The following is an 18,042-nucleotide window of genomic DNA, read 5'->3' as shown; positions in this document are numbered from 1 at the left end:
TACCAATGCACTGGAGCGCCGCGACGGTCCGCGTCTTGCGCTCCGGCGCGCCCGTGGGCTAAATCCACGGGATATGTTTGAGGGGCGCCATGGTTGAGCAGACCGATTTCGACGATCTTGTTGAACAGCTCAAGGTCGAGTTCCGCGACGACGTTCATGATCGCCTGGGCGCGCTGTATGAGACGCTGAAGGCTGTATCACTGGGGCGTATTCCCACCGCCGACGGCCTGCTGGCCATCCGGCGCGACGCCCACAGCCTGCGCGGTTCCGGCACGTCCTTCGGCTTCCCGCTGGTCAGCCTGATCGCCCAGCGTCTGGAGGCCTACCTGACGGGCCTGAAGGACCTGACGGAAAGCCAGATCGTCGACCTGCACACGTTCGCCGACCGCATCGCCGAGGCCGCGGACCGCGACGACACGCCGGACCTGGCGGCCACCAACGCCGTCATCCGTGCCCTGCCCTCGCGCTACGAATTCGACATCGCCGACGTGGAAGTCCACGACGTCGACATCATGCTGGTGAGCCCCAACAAGATCGTGGCCCGCCGTGTGGCGGCGGAACTGGCGGCCTGCGGCTTCAAGGTCAACACCCTGGCCGATCCCATCGAGGCGCTGGCCGTGGCCGTGCGCGTGCCGCCGGACATGATCATCGCCTCCGCCGTCATGGATGGCCTGGGCGGGGTGGACCTGATCCGCGCGCTGAAGGCCATCTCGCTGACCGAGGACGTGCCCATGGCCCTGCTGACCAGCCTGGACGCCGCCAGCCTGAAGGGCGTGCCCGGCGAGGTGGCGACCGTGCGGCTGGGCCCCAGCTTCGGCGACGACATCGCCGCCGCCATCACCCATTTCAACCTGGGCTGAGGCAAGTCCTTCCCCAAGTCGGGCCGCGCGGTGGAAGAGGCCTTGTCGCCAATGGCCTCTCCACACCGGCTATAGCCGGCTGCGTCAAATCGGAACCACAGCCGGCTATAGCTGAGTTTGTCCGCGAGCAGATTCACGCTCCAAGGCGAGTCCGCCTTTACGCGATCTGCTCTGTAGCCGGTCATATTTCATCCGCCCGGGCAGTCGGCAAGCGCCCTCAGCCCTTTGGAAGCGCGGCCGATGCCGTCAAGACCTGATGCCATCACGACCTGATGAACGAGAGCAGATCGGGGTTGAGGACATCCGCGTGGGTGGTCAGCATGCCGTGGGGATAGCCCGGGTAGGTCTTCAGCGACCCGTTCTTGAGCAGATTGACCGCACGCGGCACTGAGCTTGCGAAGGGGACGACTTGATCGGCCTCGCCATGCATCACCAGCACCGGCACGGTGATCTTCTTGAGGTCCTCGGTATAATCTTCCAGCCAGCTTTCAACAGTCGCGTAGTGGGCCAGGGCGCCGCCCGCCATGCCCTGGCGCCACCAGTTGGCGATGACCGCCTCCGAAGGCTCCGCGCCGTCGAGGTTGTAACCGTAGAACGGGTTCTCGGGGACGAAGCGGTAGAATTGCGACCGGTTACCCAGCACGCCCGCGCGGATCGCTTCGAACCATTCCGGCGGCTGACCGGACGGGTTGTCCTCGCTTCGATACATGTTCGGCGTCAGGGAAGCGACCAGGACCGCCTTCGCGACGCGCTCCGGGTGGCGGGCGACATAGCGCGCCACCTCACCGCCCCCTGTGGAATGCCCGATATGGATCGCGTCGCGCAGGTCGAGGTGCTCGGTCAGGGCCGCGAGGTCGGCAACCCAGTGGTCCATGTCGTTGCCGGCGCTCGGCTGATCGGACCGGCCGTGGCCGCGCCGGTCGTGGGCGATCACCCGGTAGCCCTGGCGAAGGAAGAAGGTCATCTGGGCGTCCCAGTCGTCCGCCGTCAGCGGCCAGCCGTGGCTGAAAACGATCGGCTGGCCTGAGCCCCAATCCTTGTAAAAGATGCTTACGCCATCAGTGGTGGTAATGGTAGGCATCGAGTTTCTCCCTGTGCGTTGTTAAACGTTCCCTTGAAGATTCGAGCAATCACCTAGAGCCAATCGCGAACGCCGTAATAAAACGGACCACCGGCCCAGATGCCGGGACGGAACACGATGGCGCGTTTGGACGTCGCCGCCCTCTTTCCCTCCCCCTCTCAATCACGGTGCTGGTTCTGATTTTGGGGCGAGCGTAAATGGCCCTTCTGCCGGCGACAAAGACCTTGTACGTTCAAGCTATGCCTCAAAAGCATAGCGAGAGATTCGATGGAACTGCGGCATCTCCGGTATTTCGTGGCCGTTGCGGAGGAAGGCGGCCTGCTGACCGCCGCCCAGCGGCGGCTGAACACCTCGCAGCCGTCGCTGAGCCGGCAAATTCGCGACCTGGAAGCGGAAGTCGGCGTGACGCTGCTGGAGCGGCAGGCGCGCGGCGTGACACTGACCCCCGCAGGGCGCGTTTTCCTTGATCATGCGCGGCTGGCGCTTCTGCAGGTCGAGGCGGCGACCGACGCCGCCCGCCGGATGGCGCAGCCGGAAAGGCCCGTGCTCACCATCGGGTTCATGGTGGGGCTAGAGGTCACGTGGCTTCCCCACCTGCTGCGCATCATCCGCGAGGAAGCGCCCGACGTTGAAATCACCCTGAGCAGCCTCTCGTCCCCGGACCTCGCCCTCGCCCTGATGCGCGGCAGGCTGGACGTCGCCTTCCTCCGCCCCGAGGTCCACAGCGTGGGCCTATCCTTCAAATTGCTGGCGAAGGAGCCTGTGATCGCCGTGCTGCCGGCGGGCCATCGCCTGGCATCCCGCAAGAAGATTCAGCCGCAGGAGCTTGCCGGCGAAACCTATGTCAGCTCGGCCAGGACCTCGCCGGTCCTGCAGTCGGTGATCCATGACTACGCCGCGACGGTCGGGATCACGCTCAAGCCGAAGTACGAGGGCGAGAACATTCCGTCGGCGATGTCGCTGGTCGCGTCCACGGGTGGCGTCACGCTGGTGCCGCTGTATGCGCAAAACATTCTGACGCCGAACGTCGTGGCCAGGGCGCTGGATGGTGTGCCCCCGTCCGTCGACCTGACCCTGGGATACAACCAGGCCAATCCCTCGCGCCTGCTACGGCAGCTTCTGGCCCGTACGGATGAGCTGATCGACAGCGTCCAGAACCAGAGCATCATCCGCTATGCCGAGGCGCCATGAGTTGACGCCCCGGTCGGCCATCCGGCGGGGCGGCCTCCCAACAGGGCTGGCTTGTCAGGCGCCGTTCATGGAGCGTCGGCGGCGCGCAGCCAGGCCAGCGCCCTGCCACGGTCGCCGAACACGGCCTCCGCCAGGGCCAGCGCGCCGGCGGCGCGGAATGCCTGTTCGCTCGCCTCCAGGGCCGACAGTCGGGGTGGATGCCGCAGCTTGGCCAGCAGGCGCCCCTGCCGGGCGGCGGCGGCACGGAAACGGCGTTTGGAACGATGGTTTCGCAGTGACGGCTTGGTCATGGAGAGCCCTCCACCAGGTCACGTAGGTGATGCGCGGGGGACGCCCAAACGGCTTATCGATGCCGCGTCCCCACGCGAAAGATCAACGCGCCTCCCATTATGCAACGCGCGACCCGCCTGACCATGACTCAAATCAGCCGATCCGGCAACCCGTCCCGGCTCACCCTATCTCGTCGAGGTACTGCCGGGAGAGACGGACGTAGTGCGGCGCGGTCAAGGGCAGCGTGGCCTTATCCTGCTCCGTCAGGGGACGCAACAGCCGCGCCGGGCTACCGCCCCACAGCTCCCCCGCCTTGACCCGCTTGCCCGGGGTCACCAGGGCGCCGGCGGCCACCATGGCGCCGCTTTCCACCACCGCGCCATCCATGACGCAGGCCTTCATGCCGATGAAGGCGCCATCCTCGATGACGCAGCCGTGCAGCAGCGCCATGTGCCCGATCGTCACATTGTCGCCGATGACCGTGGTGAAACGCTCGTGCGTGCAGTGGACGGTGGTGCCGTCCTGGATGTTGGTGCGCCGGCCGATGCGGATCTGGTTCACGTCGCCGCGCACGACAACGTTGTACCAGAGGCTGGACTCCTCCCCGATCTCAACATCGCCGATGACGATCGCATTGGCCAGGAAGGCGCTGGCGTGGATGCGGGGCAGCACGCCCTTGTAGGGCAGCACCGTGGGCCGCACGGTCGTGAGGGCCTCGCTGACATTGGTCATGGTCGTCTCCGCACGCGGAATAGAAAAGGGCCCGGGCGCTTGACACCCGGGCCCTTCATACATAAGGCGGTTTCCCGGTAACGGGAACCTGTTAGGGGAATAGGGGCGCCTGTTCCAGGCCGCGATCCTCGGGATAGCCCATCATCAGATTCATGTTCTGGATGGCCTGGCCCGAGGCGCCCTTCACCAGATTGTCGATGACCGACAGCAGGATGGCGCGGCCGGGCACGCGGTCGGGGAAGACACCGATCAGGCAGTGGTTGCTGCCCTTCACATGGCGGGTCTGCGGCGCCACGCCGGCGGGCAGCACGCGCACGAAGGTCTCGCCCTTGTAGGCGTCCACCAGGGCGGCGCGCAGGTCATCGGCCGTCTTGCCCGGCGCCAGCTTCACATAGATGCTGGAATGGATGCCGCGGCTCATGGGCATCAGGTGGGGCGTGAAGTTCAGCACCACCGGCTTGCCGGCGGCCTCGCTGACGCCCTGCTCGATCTCCGGCGCGTGGCGGTGCCCGGCGACGCCGTAGGCGTGGACACCTTCCGCCACCTCGCCATACAGGTTGGCCTGCTTGGCGTCCCGGCCGGCGCCGGACACGCCCGACTTGGCATCGATGATGATGTCCTCCGCCAGGATCAGGCCTTGGCGCAGCAACGGCAGCAACGGCAACTGCGACGCCGTCGGGTAGCAGCCGGGGTTGGCCACCAGGCGAGCGGCCTTCACGGCCGCGCGGTTGGCCTCTACCAGGCCGTAGACCGCCTCCGCCTGCAGGTCCGGCGCCTTGTGGGCATGGCCGTACCAGGTGGCGTAGGTCTCGACATCGTGCAGGCGGAAGTCGGCGGACAGGTCCACCACCTTCAGGCGCGGCGGGAGGCTGGCGATGACGTCCTGCGTGGTGCCGTGCGGCAGGGCGCAGAAGACGAAATCGACGCCATCCCAATCCACCTGGTCGATCTTCACCAGGTCCGGCAATTCATACCCACCCAGGTGCGGGAAGACCTCGCCCAGGGGCTTGCCGGCCTGTCGCTCCGCCGTCAGGGCCACCAGGCGGACGTCGGGATGACGGACCAGCAGGCGGACCAGTTCGGCGCCGGTATAGCCGGAGGCACCGAGGATGGCGACGCGCAGGGCGGTGGACATGGGATGCGTTCTCCTGAGGACGGGTAAAGGGGGCAGTGACGGGCTTCAAGGCCACATAGTCAATCGCGCCCGATACTGCAACCAAGGGGGACGCATGGCCAAGGACACCTCGTCCCCTCAGCCATGCGTTATTGTCCGCCCCCTGCCGTCAAAGCGTCGTCAAAACGTCACGCCGGCCTTCTTCAGGGCCTGCTGCATCATGGTCATGCTTTCCTCGTTCATGCGGAACTGAACGCGGACCACCCCGTCCTCGATGCTGGCGACACGGCCGGGAATGGCGTGGTCGCCCAGGCCCCCCACCAGCAGGTCGTCGCCCGGCTTGTTGGCCATCTGGCCGATGCGGGCCGCCAGGCCGGCGGCGGACAAGTCGATGGTGCGGCCCGGGTAGATCGGACCCGGCTTGCCCGTGGCCATGCATTGCACGGTGATGGGCAGGTCCGCCGGGACACGCTCGAACTGCCGGCGGTCGCCCGCCCGCTCCATGGCGCCCAGGAACTCCTCCACCTCCATCTGCAGCTGCTCGGCCTGGCTGGACAGTTCACCCGCCGCGGCGTGCAGCTGGCTGGAGGCGCTGAGCGTGAACTGAGCGCTTTCCTCCACCGTGTTCATATTGCCCGCCACCTCCGCCGTGCGGGCCGCCGCCTCCTGCACGTTGCGGCTGATCTCGGTGGTGGCCGCCCCCTGCTCGGTGACGGCCGAGGCGATGGTGGCGGAGTTGCCGCCCATCTGCTCGATGACATCGGTGATGTAGGTGATGATGGACACGGCGTCGGCCGCGGCCGTCTGCACCGCGCTGGCGCGGTTGGCGATGTCCTCCGTCGCCTTGGCCGTCTGGCCCGCCAGCGACTTGACCTCATGCGCCACGACGGCGAAACCCTTGCCGGCCTCCCCCGCCCGGGCCGCCTCGATGGTCGCGTTCAGGGCCAGCAGGTTGGTCTGGCCGGCGATGTCGTTGATCAGTTGCACCACCGTCTGCACGCCGGCCGCGACGTCCGACAGCTCCGCCATCACGGTGCTGGCTTTGCGCGCCTCCTCCACCGCGCGGGCGGTGGTGGCGGCGGTGAACTCCACCTGGCGGCCGATTTCCGAGCTGGACACCGTCAGCTCCTCGGTGGCGGCGGCCACCGTCTGGGCGTTCTGGTTGGCGGCGGTGGCGCCCGTCGCCACGGTCACCGCCAGGCCGCTGGTGATCTCAGCCTGTTCGCGCAGGCCGCCGGAGGTCGCCTCCAGCTCCGTCGCGGCGGCGGCGACCGAGCGCAGCTTGCCCGCCACCATGGCCTTGAAGTCGCGGACCAAGACTTCCAGCGCCTCATGCCGGCGCTGCTGCGCCTCCCGCGCCGCCGTCCGCTCTTCTTCCAGACGGAGGTTGGCCAGGGCGTTGTCGCGGAACACCTGCAGCGCGCGGGCCATCTCGCCCAGCTCGTTGGGCGCCTCCGTCCCGGTGATGGTGAAGGTCAGATCGCCCCGGGCCAGCCGGCGCATGTCGCCGGTCAGCTCACCCAGGCTGCGCGACAGGCTGCGGGCGATGATGAAGGACAACGAGCCCACCAGCAGCAGCGCGATGACCGCCTCGACCACGCCGCCCACCACCAGCGCACGGCCTTGCGCCTGCACATCATCGAGGTATACGCCGGAGCCCAGGACCCAGCCCCAGGCCGGCACCAGCGTGACATAGGACAGCTTGTCCACCGGTTCCGTCTGGCCGGGACGGGGCCATTTGTAGGGCACGAAGCCCTGGCCCTGCGGCCCCGTCGCCATCGCCACGAAGTCGCGGAACATGTAGGTGCCGGTGGGGTCCTTGAAGTCGGTCATGTCCTTGCCGTCCAAATTCGGCTGGGTCGGGTGCATGACCAGCACCCCCTTGGTGTCGTTCACGAAGACGTATTCGCCCGCGAACCGCACCGCCTTCAGGGCCGCAAGCGCCGCCGCCTGGGCGTCCGCCTTGGGCATGGCCCCCTGCTTTTCCTTCTGGATGTAGGCTTCAACGATGGTCTGCGCGGCCCCCACCGCGTCCCGCGCCATGTCGCGGCGATCCTCATACAGCTGGGCGCGCTGCTGGGCCACGCCGAGACCGATGTAGACCAGCGCCGCCAGCACGGCGACCCCCACCAGCACCCAAAGCCGCTGATTGATCGTCCGGTCATTGAACCAGCGCATCTATCAGACCCCCCTCAATAGATGTACATCCATGCGATGCTTATTCTTGATGGAATATCCCACGGGCCGCCGTTCTTCAACCTTCGGCCGGTTACGCTTTCGCTGAGCCACCGTTCGGAAGCGTTCCGCCCGAGCGGGCCGCAACCCCCCGGAAATCAACCGGCAATCAACGGCCGGGTATTACATCGGCGTCTCAAAAGCCGTGACATATTAACCTGTCGTGAATTGCCCGCCCGCGCGGCAGGTTGGCCAGCACAGCCAAGTGGCGGCCCATCCTGTTCTTCCGGGTTGTCTACGAAACTAGCCTTGAGGTTAACTTTTATCCAAATTAAAGTGGCTTCGTATATCCAGGTTGGGTAAGTCGGCGTCGGATCAATACTCGCGCACCCCTGGGTGCCGGCGGCTCCAGAACGGGGCGGCCGCCCCGGGATAGACAGTACTTCCGCTGTTTCCATAAGGGGCGCGGCGGGGGGTTCAAGACCCACGTGGCTGTGGGTGCGCCTAAAAGGGGCGTGGTGGTGCCGAGTGTGAAGCATCTCAAAGAGATGTGATCGGAGAGGGTGATGGTTTCGTCTATCGGTACTGTTCCGCCATCGCAGATCGCGGCTTATTCGACAGCGGCTATTCAGGCCCTGACCACTCAGGACGTCGCCGCCCTTACTACCGCCCAGATCGCTGTTCTTTCCTCCACCCAGGTCACGGCCTTCACGGCCAGCCAGATGGTGTTCAGCGCCCAGCAGCTTCAGGCGTTCAGCGATGAGGACATCGCCGCCTTCAGCCCCGCTGATCTTGAGGCGCTGAAGTCCAACCAGGTGCAGGCCCTGACCTCCAGCCAGGTGGAGGCCATCACCGTCAGCCAGCTGGCGGGCCTGTCCACCGCCGCCATCCGCGACTTCAGCCGGGCGCAGGTAGGCTACCTGACCACCGGCCAGCTGAACGCCCTGTCCACCAGCCAGATCCAGGCCATCAGCACGGCGCAGGTGTCCGGGTTGACGGCCGACCAGATTTCAGGCCTCAGCACGGCCAACCTGTCGGCGTTAAGCAGCAGCCAGGTGGCGTTGCTGACCACCGCCCAGGTCCGGGCGCTGACCACCGATCAGCTGAACGCCCTGACCACCGCCGACATGCGGGAGTTCTCCGGCCCGCAGTTGGCGGCACTCAGCACCGACCAGGTGGTGGCGCTCAGCACCCGCAACCTCTCGGCCCTCAGCAGCGCCCAGATCCTGGGCCTGACCGCGGCCCAGATCAACGTCTTCACCACCAGCCAGATGGCCGGCCTGACCACCCAGCAGTTGGCCAGCCTGACCGCGACCCAGATGCGGGTGCTGGACAACGTCCAGCTGAACGCGCTCAGCACCGATGATTTCCGCGCCCTGACCACGGCGCAGATCGCCAACCTGACGACGGAACAGGTGGCGGGCCTGAGCGTCGCCAACCTGTCGGCGCTGAACAGCGCCCAGGTCGGCCGGCTGAGCCAGGCCCAGGTCCAGGCCCTGACCACGGACCAGTTGAACGGCCTGACCACCGCCGACGTGCGGGAACTGTCCGCGACGCAGATCCAGCAGTTGTCCACCGCCCAGATCACCGGCCTCAGCACCGCCGGCGTGGCGGCCCTGATCACCAACCAGACCTTGTTGATGTCGGCGGCGCAAGTCCGGGCGCTCAGCACCGATCAGCTGAACGCCCTGGCCACGGCCGACGTGCGCCTGTTCAGCGCCCAGCAGGTGGGCGCCCTGACCACCGACCAGATTGGCGCCCTGGCCACTGCCAGCGTTGCGGCGCTGAGCGCCACCCAGGTGACGCAGCTGACGACAGCGCAGGTTGGCGCCCTCAGTTCCAGCCAGGTGCAGGTCTTCTCCTCGGCTCAGCTGGCGGCCCTCAGCACGGGGCAGATTCGCGCGCTGGGCGCGGACGGCCTGGCCGCCCTGGACTCGTCCCAAATCTCGCGCCTGAGCTCGGCCCAGATCCGGGCGCTCAGCACCGACCAGCTGAATTCCCTGTCCACGGCGGACATCCGGGCCCTGACCTCCGGCCAGTTGACGGCCTTGACCACGGTGCAGCTGGCCAACCTGGAAACGGACAGTCTGGCCGCTCTGTCCACCATCCAGGTGACGCAGTTGGCAGCCGCCCAGGTAAAGGGACTCAGCAGCGACCAGTTGAACGCCCTGGGCACCGCCGACATCCGCGCCCTGACCACGGCGCAGATCGCCGGCCTGACGACCGACCAGGTGGGCAATCTGTCCACGGCCAACGTGGCGGCGCTCACCTCCCTCCAGGTGGCGCAGCTGACTTCGGCCCAGATCAAGGTGCTGACCACGGACCAGCTAGGCGCCCTGCCCTCCGCCGATGTCCGCGCCCTGACCTCCGGCCAGCTGCGGGCGCTGACCACGGACCAGCTGTCGGCGTTGAGCGGTAGCGCCATTTCGGGCTTCACCACAACCCAGCTGAACGGTTTCACCTCCGACCAGCTGTCGGCGCTGACCACCGACCAGATGGCCGGCCTGACCACCCTGCAGGTGGCAGGCTTCGGCACCGCCCAGGTGCGGGGCCTGACCAGCGACCAGCTGAACGCATTCACCACCGCCGACATAGCGGCGCTGACCACCGCGCAGCTGGCGGCGCTGAGCACGAGCCAGCTGTCCAACCTCACCACCCTGAACGTGGCGGCGCTGACCAGCGCCCAGGTTTCGCGGCTAACGACCGCGCAGCTGAAGGCGCTGTCCAGCGACCAGATCAACGCCTTCGACACGGCGGATGCCCGGGCGCTGACCTCCACCCAGGTGAAGGCGCTGACCACCGACCAGGTGGCGGGCCTCAGCACCGCCAACCTGGCGGCCCTGACCTCCGCCCAAATCGCCAGCCTGGCGGCCGACCAGGTCGGCGCGCTCACCACCAGCCAGGTGGCGACCCTGGCCACCAACCAGGTGACGGGCCTGTCCAGCCTGCAGTTGAAGGCGCTCAGCAGCGACCAGATCAACGCGCTCAGCACCGGCGACGTGCGCGTCCTGGGCACCGCCCTGACCGCGGCCCTGACCACCGACCAGGTGGCGGGTCTGAACACCGACAGCCTGGCGGCGCTCAGCACCGCGCAGGTGGCCGCCCTGTCCAGCGGCCAGGTCCGGGCGCTGGGCAGCGACCAGCTGAACGCCCTGTCAACCGCCGACATCCGGGCCCTGACCACGGCCCAGATCGGGGTGCTGACCACCGACCAGCTGTCCACCCTCGGTACGGCCACCCTATCCGCCCTCAGCAGCACGCAGATCAACCGCCTGTCGGCCGCCCAGGTGCAATCGCTGGGCAGCGACCAGCTGAACGCGCTGAACAGCGCCGATCTGCGGGAATTCACCTCCACGCAGATCGGGCAGCTGACCACCGACCAGCTGTCGGGCCTGACCACGGCCAGCCTGTCCGCCCTGTCCAGCACGCAAATGCTGGGCCTGACCACGGCCCAGGTGACGGCGCTGACCACCGACCAGGTGGCGGGTCTGGCCACCAGCCAGGTGGCGGGCCTGACCACGGCCCAGGTCCAGGCGCTGGGCAGCGACCAGCTGAACGCCCTGTCCACCGCCGACATCCGCGCCCTGTCCACCGCCCAGGTCGGGGTGCTCAGCACCCTTCAGCTCACCAACCTGGGCACCGACGCCCTGGGCGCCCTGTCGACGGCCCAGGTCACGCGCCTGACCAGCACCCAGCTGCGGGCGCTCGGCAGCGACCAGCTGGGCGCGTTGTCGACCGCCGACGTGCGGGCGCTGGGTTCCCAGCAGCTGGCGGCCCTGACGACGGACCAGCTGTCGACCCTCAGCACCGCCAACCTGTCGGCGCTCAGCAGCACCCAGGTCATCGGCCTGTCCAGCGCGCAGCTGCGGTCATTGACCAGCGACCAGTTGAACGCCCTGTCCACCGCCGACATCCGGGAATTCAGCTCGGCCCAGATCGGGCAGCTGACGACCGACCAGGTGTCCGCCCTGGCGTCGGATAATCTGGCGGCGCTCAGCACCAGCCAGGTGGCGGGCTTGGGCAGCGACCAGCTGCGCTCGCTCACCAGCGACCAGTTGAACGCGCTGGGCAGCGCCGACATCCGGGAATTCAGCTCGGCCCAGCTGGCGACCCTGACCACCGACCAGATCTCCACCCTGAACACCGCCACCGTGGCGGCGCTGTCGACCACGCAGCTGGCCGGCCTGGGCACGGCCCAGGTGGGGTCGCTGACCACCGACCAGGTGGGCGCGCTCACCACCCTGCAGGTGTCCAAGCTCAGCACGGCCCAGTTCCGGGCGCTCAGCAGCGACCAGCTGAACGCGCTGAACAGCGCCGATGTGCGCATCCTGACCACGGCGCAGGTGGGCGCGCTGACCAGCGACCAGCTGTTGTCCTTCAGCAGCGACACGATGGCCGCCCTCAGCACCGCGCAGGTGGCCAGCCTGTCGGCCGGCATACTGAACGCGCTGACCAGCGACCAGTTGAACGCGCTGAACACGGCCGACATCCGCGCCCTGACCACCGCCCAGGTGGTGGCCCTCAGCACCGGCCAGCTGTCGACGCTCAGCACCGACAACACCGCCGCCCTGACCACCGCCCAGGTGGCCAGGCTGTCGACCACCCAGGTGGGCGCGCTGACCAGCGACCAGCTGAACGCCCTGTCCACCGCCGACGTGCGGACGCTCAACAGCGCGCAGCTGCGGGCGCTCGGCACCGATCAGATCGCCGCGCTGAACTCCACCAACCTGTCGGCCCTGGGCAGCGCCCAGGCCACCGGCTTGTCCAGCAGCCAGATCAGGGCGCTGACCAGCGACCAGCTGAACACCCTGTCCACCGCCGACATCCGCGAATTCTCCTCCACCCAGGTGGCGCAACTGACGACGGACCAGGTCTCGGCCCTGGCCACCGCCAACCTGTCGGCGCTGACCACCCAGCAACTGGCGGGGCTCGGCACTGACCAGCTGGTGACGCTGACCACCGACCAGGTGGCGGGCCTGACGACCCAGCAGGTGGCGGGCCTCAGCACCAGCCAGGTGCGGGCGCTGACCACCGACCAGTTGGGCGCCTTCTCCACCGCCGACGTGCGCGCGCTGAACACCGCACAGCTGGCGGTGCTGTCGTCCGCCCAGTTCGCCGCGCTGGGCACCGCCGCCGCCGCCGTGCTGACGACCGCCCAAGTGGCGCAGCTGACCACGGCGCAGGTCCGCGCCCTGACCAGCGACCAGTTGAACGCCCTGTCCACCGCCGACATCCGCGCTCTGACATCGACGCAGATCGCGGTGCTGACCACCGACCAGCTGTCGACCTTGAGTTCCACCAACCTGTCGGCGCTCAGCAGCACGCAGGTGGGCAAGCTGTCCAGCACCCAGGTGCAATCGCTGACCAGCGACCAGCTGAACACCCTGACCACGGCCGACCTGCGGGAATTCACCTCGGCCCAGCTGGGGTCGCTGACCAGCGACCAGGTGTCCAACCTCAGCTCCACCAATCTGTCCGCCCTGACCAGCAACCAGGTGGCGGGCTTCACCAGCACCCAGGTCCAGGCGCTGACCACCGATCAGTTGAACGCGCTGTCGACCGCCGACATCCGCGAGTTCACCTCGTCCCAGGTGGGCACGCTGACCACCGATCAGCTGGCGGGCCTTTCCACCAGCGTGGTGGCGGCGCTCAGCACCACCCAGTTGGCCGGCCTCACCACCGCGCAATTGGGGGCCGTGACCAGCGACCAGGTGGCGGTGCTGTCCACGGTGCAGGTGGCGAACCTGGCCACCGCCCAGGTGCGGGCGCTGAGCAGCGACCAGCTGGGCGCGCTCAACAGCGCCGACGTGCGCGCCTTCACCTCCGGTCAGCTGGCGGCACTGACGACCGACCAGATCATCACCCTGGGCACCGGCACCGTCGCGGCGCTCAGCACCCTGCAGGTGACGCGCCTGTCCACCGACCAGGTGCAGGCGCTGACCAGCGACCAGTTGAACGCCCTGTCGACCGCCGACGTACGGGCTCTGACCTCCGCCCAGGTGGCGGCCTTGACGACGGCACAGCTGTCCACCCTGGGTTCGGACACCCTGTCGGCGCTCGGCAGCGCCCAGGTCAACAAGCTGTCCAGCAGCCAAATCCAGGCGCTGGGCTCTGATCAGCTGAACGCCCTGACCACCGCCGACGTACGGGAGTTCACCTCCACCCAGCTGTCGGCCCTGACCACCGACCAGCTGTCCAACCTCAGCTCCGACAACCTGTCCGCCCTGGCCAGCAACCAGGTGGTGGGCCTGACCAGCGCCCAGATCCGCGCGCTGACCACCGACCAGCTGGGCGCGCTGACCTCCGCCGACATGCGGGAGTTCACCTCCACCCAGGTGCAGGCCCTGACGACGACGCAGATCGCCGGCCTCAGCACGGCGGCGGTATCCGCGCTGACGACCACGGAATTGGGCGGCCTGACCTCATCCCAGTTGGCGGCACTGACCACCGACCAGGTCGCCAGCCTGACCACGTTGCAGGTGTCCAAGCTTTCCACGGACCAGATCCAGGCGCTGAACAGCGACCAGCTGAACGCGTTGACGCCGACCGATGTCCGGGCGCTGACCACGGCGCAGCTGCTGGCGCTGACCACCAGCCAGGTGTCGACGCTGGGCAGCGGCACGGTGGCCGCCCTCAGCACCCTGCAGGTGGGCAAGCTTTCCACCGACCAGGTCCAGGCCCTGAACAGTGATCAGCTGAACGCCCTGTCCACCGCCGACGTGCGCGCCCTGTCCACCGCCCAAGTGGCGGTGCTGACGACGGATCAGCTGTCCACCCTCAGTTCCACCAACCTGTCGGCGCTGGGCAGCGCCCAGGTGAACAAGCTGTCCAGCGCCCAGGTCCGGGCCCTGACCACCGACCAGCTGGACGCGCTGACCACCGCCGACATCCGCGAATTCACCTCCGCCCAGTTGTCGGCCTTCACCACCGACCAGCTGTCCAACCTGACCTCCGACAATCTGGGCGCCCTGGCCAGCAACCAGATCGTGGGCCTGACCAGCGCCCAGCTGCGCGCCATCGGCAGCGATCAGTTGAACACCCTGTCGACCGCCGACATGCGGGAGTTCACGTCGACGCAGTTGTCGGCGCTGACCACGGACCAGCTGGCGGGGCTGACCACCACCAACTTCGCCGCCCTGTCGACCCTGCAGTTGGGCGGGCTGACCTCCGACCAGGCGGCCGCGCTGACCACCGACCAGGTGGCGGCACTTAACACCCTGCAGGTGTCCAAGCTCAGCACCAGCCAGGTGCAGGCGTTGAACAGCGACCAGTTGGGCGCGCTGTCGACCGCCGACATCCGCGCGCTGGGCACCGCGCAGCTGGCGGCCCTGACGACGACCCAGGTATCGACCCTCGGCAGCAATAACGTGGCCGCGCTGTCCAGCGCCCAGATCAGCAGGCTCGGCACCGATCAGGTGCGGGCGCTGACCAGCGACCAGCTGAACGCCCTGGATTCCACCGATGTGCGCGCCCTCACCTCCGCCCAGGTGGCGGTCCTCAGCACCAACCAGCTGTCGAGCCTGACGGCCGCCACCCTGTCGGCCCTGACCAGCGCCCAGATCAATAAGCTCAGCACCGACCAGGTGGGCGCGCTGACCAGCGACCAGCTGAACGGCCTGACCACGGCCGACATCGGCGAGTTCACCTCGGCCCAGTTGTCGGCGCTGACCACGAACCAGCTGTCCAACCTCAGCACCAGCAACTTCGCGGCCCTGACCACCCCACAGCTTGCGGGCCTGACGACCGCGCAGATAACGGCGCTGACCACCGACCAGACCAGCGTCCTCAGCACGCTGCAGGTGGCGAAGCTCAGCACCGCGCAAACCAAGGCGCTGACCAGCGACCAGCTGAATAGCCTGAGTAGCGCCGACGTACGGGCGCTGACCACGGGACAGCTGGCGGCGCTGACCACCGACCAGCTGTCCCACCTGGGCACGGCTGCGGTCGCGGCCCTCAGCAGCGCCCAGGTTTCCAAGCTATCGTCCGACCAGATCCAAATCCTGAACAGCGACCAGTTGAACGCGCTGACCACCCTGGACGTGCGGGCGCTGACCACCGACCAGGTCGCGGCCCTCTCCACCGCCCAGCTGTCGGCCCTGGGCTCCGACAACCTGTCGGCGCTCAGCAGCGCGCAGATCACCCGGCTGTCCAGCAGCCAACTGCGGGCCCTGACCAGCGACCAGCTGAACACCCTGACGACCGCCGACATGCGGGAATTCACCTCAGCACAGTTGGCGACGCTGACCACCAACCAGCTGACCGCACTCACCACCGGCAACTTCACCGCGCTCACCACCACCCAACTGGGCGGGCTTGCCAGCGCCCAGGTGGCGGCGCTGACCACGGACCAAACAGGGGCCCTCAGCACGCTGCAGATCGCGAAGCTGACCACCACGCAGGTACAGGCGCTGACCAGCGACCAGCTGAACACGCTCAGCAGCGCCAACGTGCGCGCGCTGACCACCGCGCAGGTGCAGGCGCTCAGCACCAGCCAGCTGTCCAGCCTGGGCAGCGACACCGTGGCGGCGCTGACCACCCAGCAAGCGGCGAAACTGAGCACCGATCAGGTGCGGGTGCTGAACACCGACCAACTGAACGCGCTCAACACCGCCGACATCCAGGCGCTGACCACCGCGCAGGTGCAGGCGCTCAGCACCAGCCAACTGTCCAGCCTGAACACCGGCAGCACAGCCGCGCTGACCAGCGCCCAGGTGGCCAAGCTCGGCACCGACCAGGTCGCGGCACTGACGACCGACCAGTTGAACGCGCTCAACACCGCCGACATCCGCGCCCTGAGCACGGCCCAGGTCGCCGCCCTGACCACGGCACAGCTGACCGCCCTCAGCACCGACAACGTCGGCGCCCTGACCAGCGCCCAGGTGTCCAAGCTCGGCACCGACCAGGTGCGGGCCCTGACCAGCGACCAGCTGAACGCCCTCGGCACCATCGATATCCGCACCCTGACCACGACCCAGGTGGCGGCCCTGACCACGGCACAGCTATCGACGCTGGGCACCACCAACCTGGCGGCGCTCAGCACCGCCCAGCTGGGGGTGCTGACCACCGATGAAATCCAGGTGCTGACCACCGACCAGCTGCCGGGCCTGACCACACAGCAGGTGGCCGGCCTGAGCACGGACCAGCTGCGGGCGCTGGGCAGCGACCAACTGAACGCGCTGACCACGACCGAGGTTCGGGCGCTGAACAGCCAGCAGGTGGCGGCGCTGACCACCGACCAGGTGTCGACCCTCAGCACAGACACCGTGGCGGCCCTGACCACCGCCCAGGTGATCCGCCTGACCACCGACCAGGTGCGGGTGCTGACCACCGATCAATTGAACGCGCTCAACACGCTGGACGTGCGGTCGCTGACCACGGCCCAGGTCGCGGTGCTGAGCACGGCCCAGCTGTCGGCGCTGAACAGCGACAGCGTGGCGGCCCTGACCACCGCCCAGGTGGCGCAGCTGACCACGGACCACGTGGGAGCGTTGACCACCGCTCAGCTGAACGCGCTGACCACCGCCGACGTGCGGGCCCTATCGACGGCGCAGCTGAACAGCCTGTCGACGGACCAGGTGGTGGCGCTGGACACCCTGCATGTGGCGGCGCTGACCAGCGCGCAGGTTTCGCAGCTGGGCACCGGGCAGATCCATGTGCTGACCAGCGACCAGCTGGTGGCCCTGCCCACGGCGGACATCCGCAGCCTGACCTCCGCCCAGATCGGGGCGCTGACCACCGACCAACTGGCCAATCTCGGCACGGCCAACCTGGCGGCCTTCACCACCGGTCAGCTGGCGGGACTGACCAGCGACCAGTTGAACGCGCTGACCACCGACCAGCTGGGGGCGCTGACCACGGCCCAGGTGACGGGCCTGAGCACCACGCAGGTCCAGACCCTGACGACGGCCCAGCTGAACGCCCTGGCCACGGCCGACGTGAGGGTGCTGACCACCGCGCAGGTCACCGCCCTGACGACGGACCAGCTGCTGGCGCTGAACAGCGACAGCGTGGCGGCGTTGACCAGCACCCAGGTGTCCAAGCTGACCACGGACCAGGTGCAGGTGCTGAACAGCGACCAGTTGAACGCCCTGCCCTCCGCCGACCTGCGCGCCCTGACCACGGCCCAGATCCGGGCGCTGAGCACGGCGCAGCTGGATCGGCTGACCACGGACCAGGTGCAGCGGCTGTCCACCACCCAGGTGGCGGCGCTGGCCACCAGCCAGCTGGCGGGGCTGACCACCGACAACCTGTCGGCCCTGACCAGCGACCAGGTGCAGCGGCTGTCGACCGCCCAGCTTCAAGCCCTGACCACCAGTCAGGTGCACGCGCTGACCACCGATGACGTGCGGGAGTTCAGCACCAGCCAGGTCGCGGCGCTGACCACCGCGCAGGCCCATGCGCTGACCACCGATCAGCTGTCCACCATGGGCCAGAGGTTGGCCCTGGCCGTCACCGGCGCCCAGGTCGCCGCCTTCTCCAGCGACCAGGTGAACGCCTGGATGAACAGCATCCTGAGTACCCCCAACTAAGCCTTCAGCCTAGGCGGCACGGGCATCGTTCCGGTAGCGGCCCGATACATGCTCTTTCCAGAATGACGCGCAAAAAGAAACGGCCGCCCC

Annotated in this window: 8 protein-coding genes; 3 read left to right on the top strand and 5 right to left on the bottom strand. The window is 68.0% G+C overall.

Annotated features, from left to right (window positions below):
• The first annotated feature begins 89 nt into the window (after nt 1–89).
• Complete coding sequence (locus UAJ10_RS16150; protein ID WP_322916252.1) at nt 90–860, top strand: Hpt domain-containing protein; 771 nt, start codon at nt 90–92, stop codon at nt 858–860.
• 262 nt (nt 861–1,122) lie between these two features.
• On the opposite strand, the gene UAJ10_RS16145 is transcribed toward UAJ10_RS16150, so the two are convergent.
• Complete coding sequence (locus UAJ10_RS16145; protein ID WP_322916251.1) at nt 1,123–1,941, bottom strand: alpha/beta fold hydrolase; 819 nt, start codon at nt 1,939–1,941, stop codon at nt 1,123–1,125.
• Nucleotides 1,942–2,208: 267 nt separating this feature from the next.
• Between UAJ10_RS16145 and UAJ10_RS16140 the strand changes: the two genes are divergently transcribed.
• Nucleotides 2,209–3,132: a LysR family transcriptional regulator gene (locus tag UAJ10_RS16140; protein WP_322916250.1), complete on the top strand. Its 924-nt coding sequence runs from the start codon at nt 2,209–2,211 to the stop codon at nt 3,130–3,132.
• 65 nt (nt 3,133–3,197) lie between these two features.
• On the opposite strand, the gene UAJ10_RS16135 is transcribed toward UAJ10_RS16140, so the two are convergent.
• The 4 genes from UAJ10_RS16135 to UAJ10_RS16120 all read right to left on the bottom strand — a co-directional run bounded on the left by UAJ10_RS16135 (nt 3,198) and on the right by UAJ10_RS16120 (nt 7,426).
• The gene (locus UAJ10_RS16135; protein ID WP_322916249.1) at nt 3,198–3,422 is read right to left on the bottom strand and encodes a hypothetical protein; all 225 of its coding nucleotides are present in this window, start codon (nt 3,420–3,422) and stop codon (nt 3,198–3,200) included.
• A gap of 160 nt (nt 3,423–3,582) precedes the next feature.
• Nucleotides 3,583–4,134 carry a gamma carbonic anhydrase family protein gene (locus UAJ10_RS16130; RefSeq protein ID WP_322916248.1) on the bottom strand — a complete coding sequence of 184 codons (552 nt, stop codon included), beginning with the start codon at nt 4,132–4,134 and terminating at the stop codon, nt 3,583–3,585.
• A 91-nt stretch (nt 4,135–4,225) separates the two neighbouring features.
• Nucleotides 4,226–5,269 carry an N-acetyl-gamma-glutamyl-phosphate reductase gene (gene argC, locus UAJ10_RS16125; RefSeq protein ID WP_322916247.1) on the bottom strand — a complete coding sequence of 348 codons (1,044 nt, stop codon included), beginning with the start codon at nt 5,267–5,269 and terminating at the stop codon, nt 4,226–4,228.
• Nucleotides 5,270–5,428: 159 nt separating this feature from the next.
• The gene (locus UAJ10_RS16120) at nt 5,429–7,426 is read right to left on the bottom strand and encodes a cache domain-containing protein (protein WP_322916246.1); all 1,998 of its coding nucleotides are present in this window, start codon (nt 7,424–7,426) and stop codon (nt 5,429–5,431) included.
• 563 nt (nt 7,427–7,989) lie between these two features.
• On the opposite strand from UAJ10_RS16120, the gene UAJ10_RS16115 reads away from it, so the two are divergent.
• Nucleotides 7,990–17,952: a hypothetical protein gene (locus UAJ10_RS16115; RefSeq protein ID WP_322916245.1), complete on the top strand. Its 9,963-nt coding sequence runs from the start codon at nt 7,990–7,992 to the stop codon at nt 17,950–17,952.
• Nucleotides 17,953–18,042: the final 90 nt, after the last annotated feature.

Source organism: Nitrospirillum guaranorum (assembly GCF_034653275.1).
GTDB lineage: Bacteria > Pseudomonadota > Alphaproteobacteria > Azospirillales > Azospirillaceae > Nitrospirillum.
This window is presented reverse-complemented; position numbering and strand designations above follow the sequence as displayed.

Bases quoted from the DNA above. Each gene is read 5' to 3' on its own strand.
- UAJ10_RS16150 (WP_322916252.1), top strand. From the start codon at position 90: ATGGTTGAGCAGACCGATTTCGACGATCTTGTTGAACAGCTCAAGGTC.
- UAJ10_RS16145 (WP_322916251.1), bottom strand. From the start codon at position 1,941: ATGCCTACCATTACCACCACTGATGGCGTAAGCATCTTTTACAAGGAT.
- UAJ10_RS16140 (WP_322916250.1), top strand. From the start codon at position 2,209: ATGGAACTGCGGCATCTCCGGTATTTCGTGGCCGTTGCGGAGGAAGGC.
- UAJ10_RS16135 (WP_322916249.1), bottom strand. From the start codon at position 3,422: ATGACCAAGCCGTCACTGCGAAACCATCGTTCCAAACGCCGTTTCCGT.
- UAJ10_RS16130 (WP_322916248.1), bottom strand. From the start codon at position 4,134: ATGACCAATGTCAGCGAGGCCCTCACGACCGTGCGGCCCACGGTGCTG.
- argC (WP_322916247.1), bottom strand. From the start codon at position 5,269: ATGTCCACCGCCCTGCGCGTCGCCATCCTCGGTGCCTCCGGCTATACC.
- UAJ10_RS16120 (WP_322916246.1), bottom strand. From the start codon at position 7,426: ATGCGCTGGTTCAATGACCGGACGATCAATCAGCGGCTTTGGGTGCTG.
- UAJ10_RS16115 (WP_322916245.1), top strand. From the start codon at position 7,990: ATGGTTTCGTCTATCGGTACTGTTCCGCCATCGCAGATCGCGGCTTAT.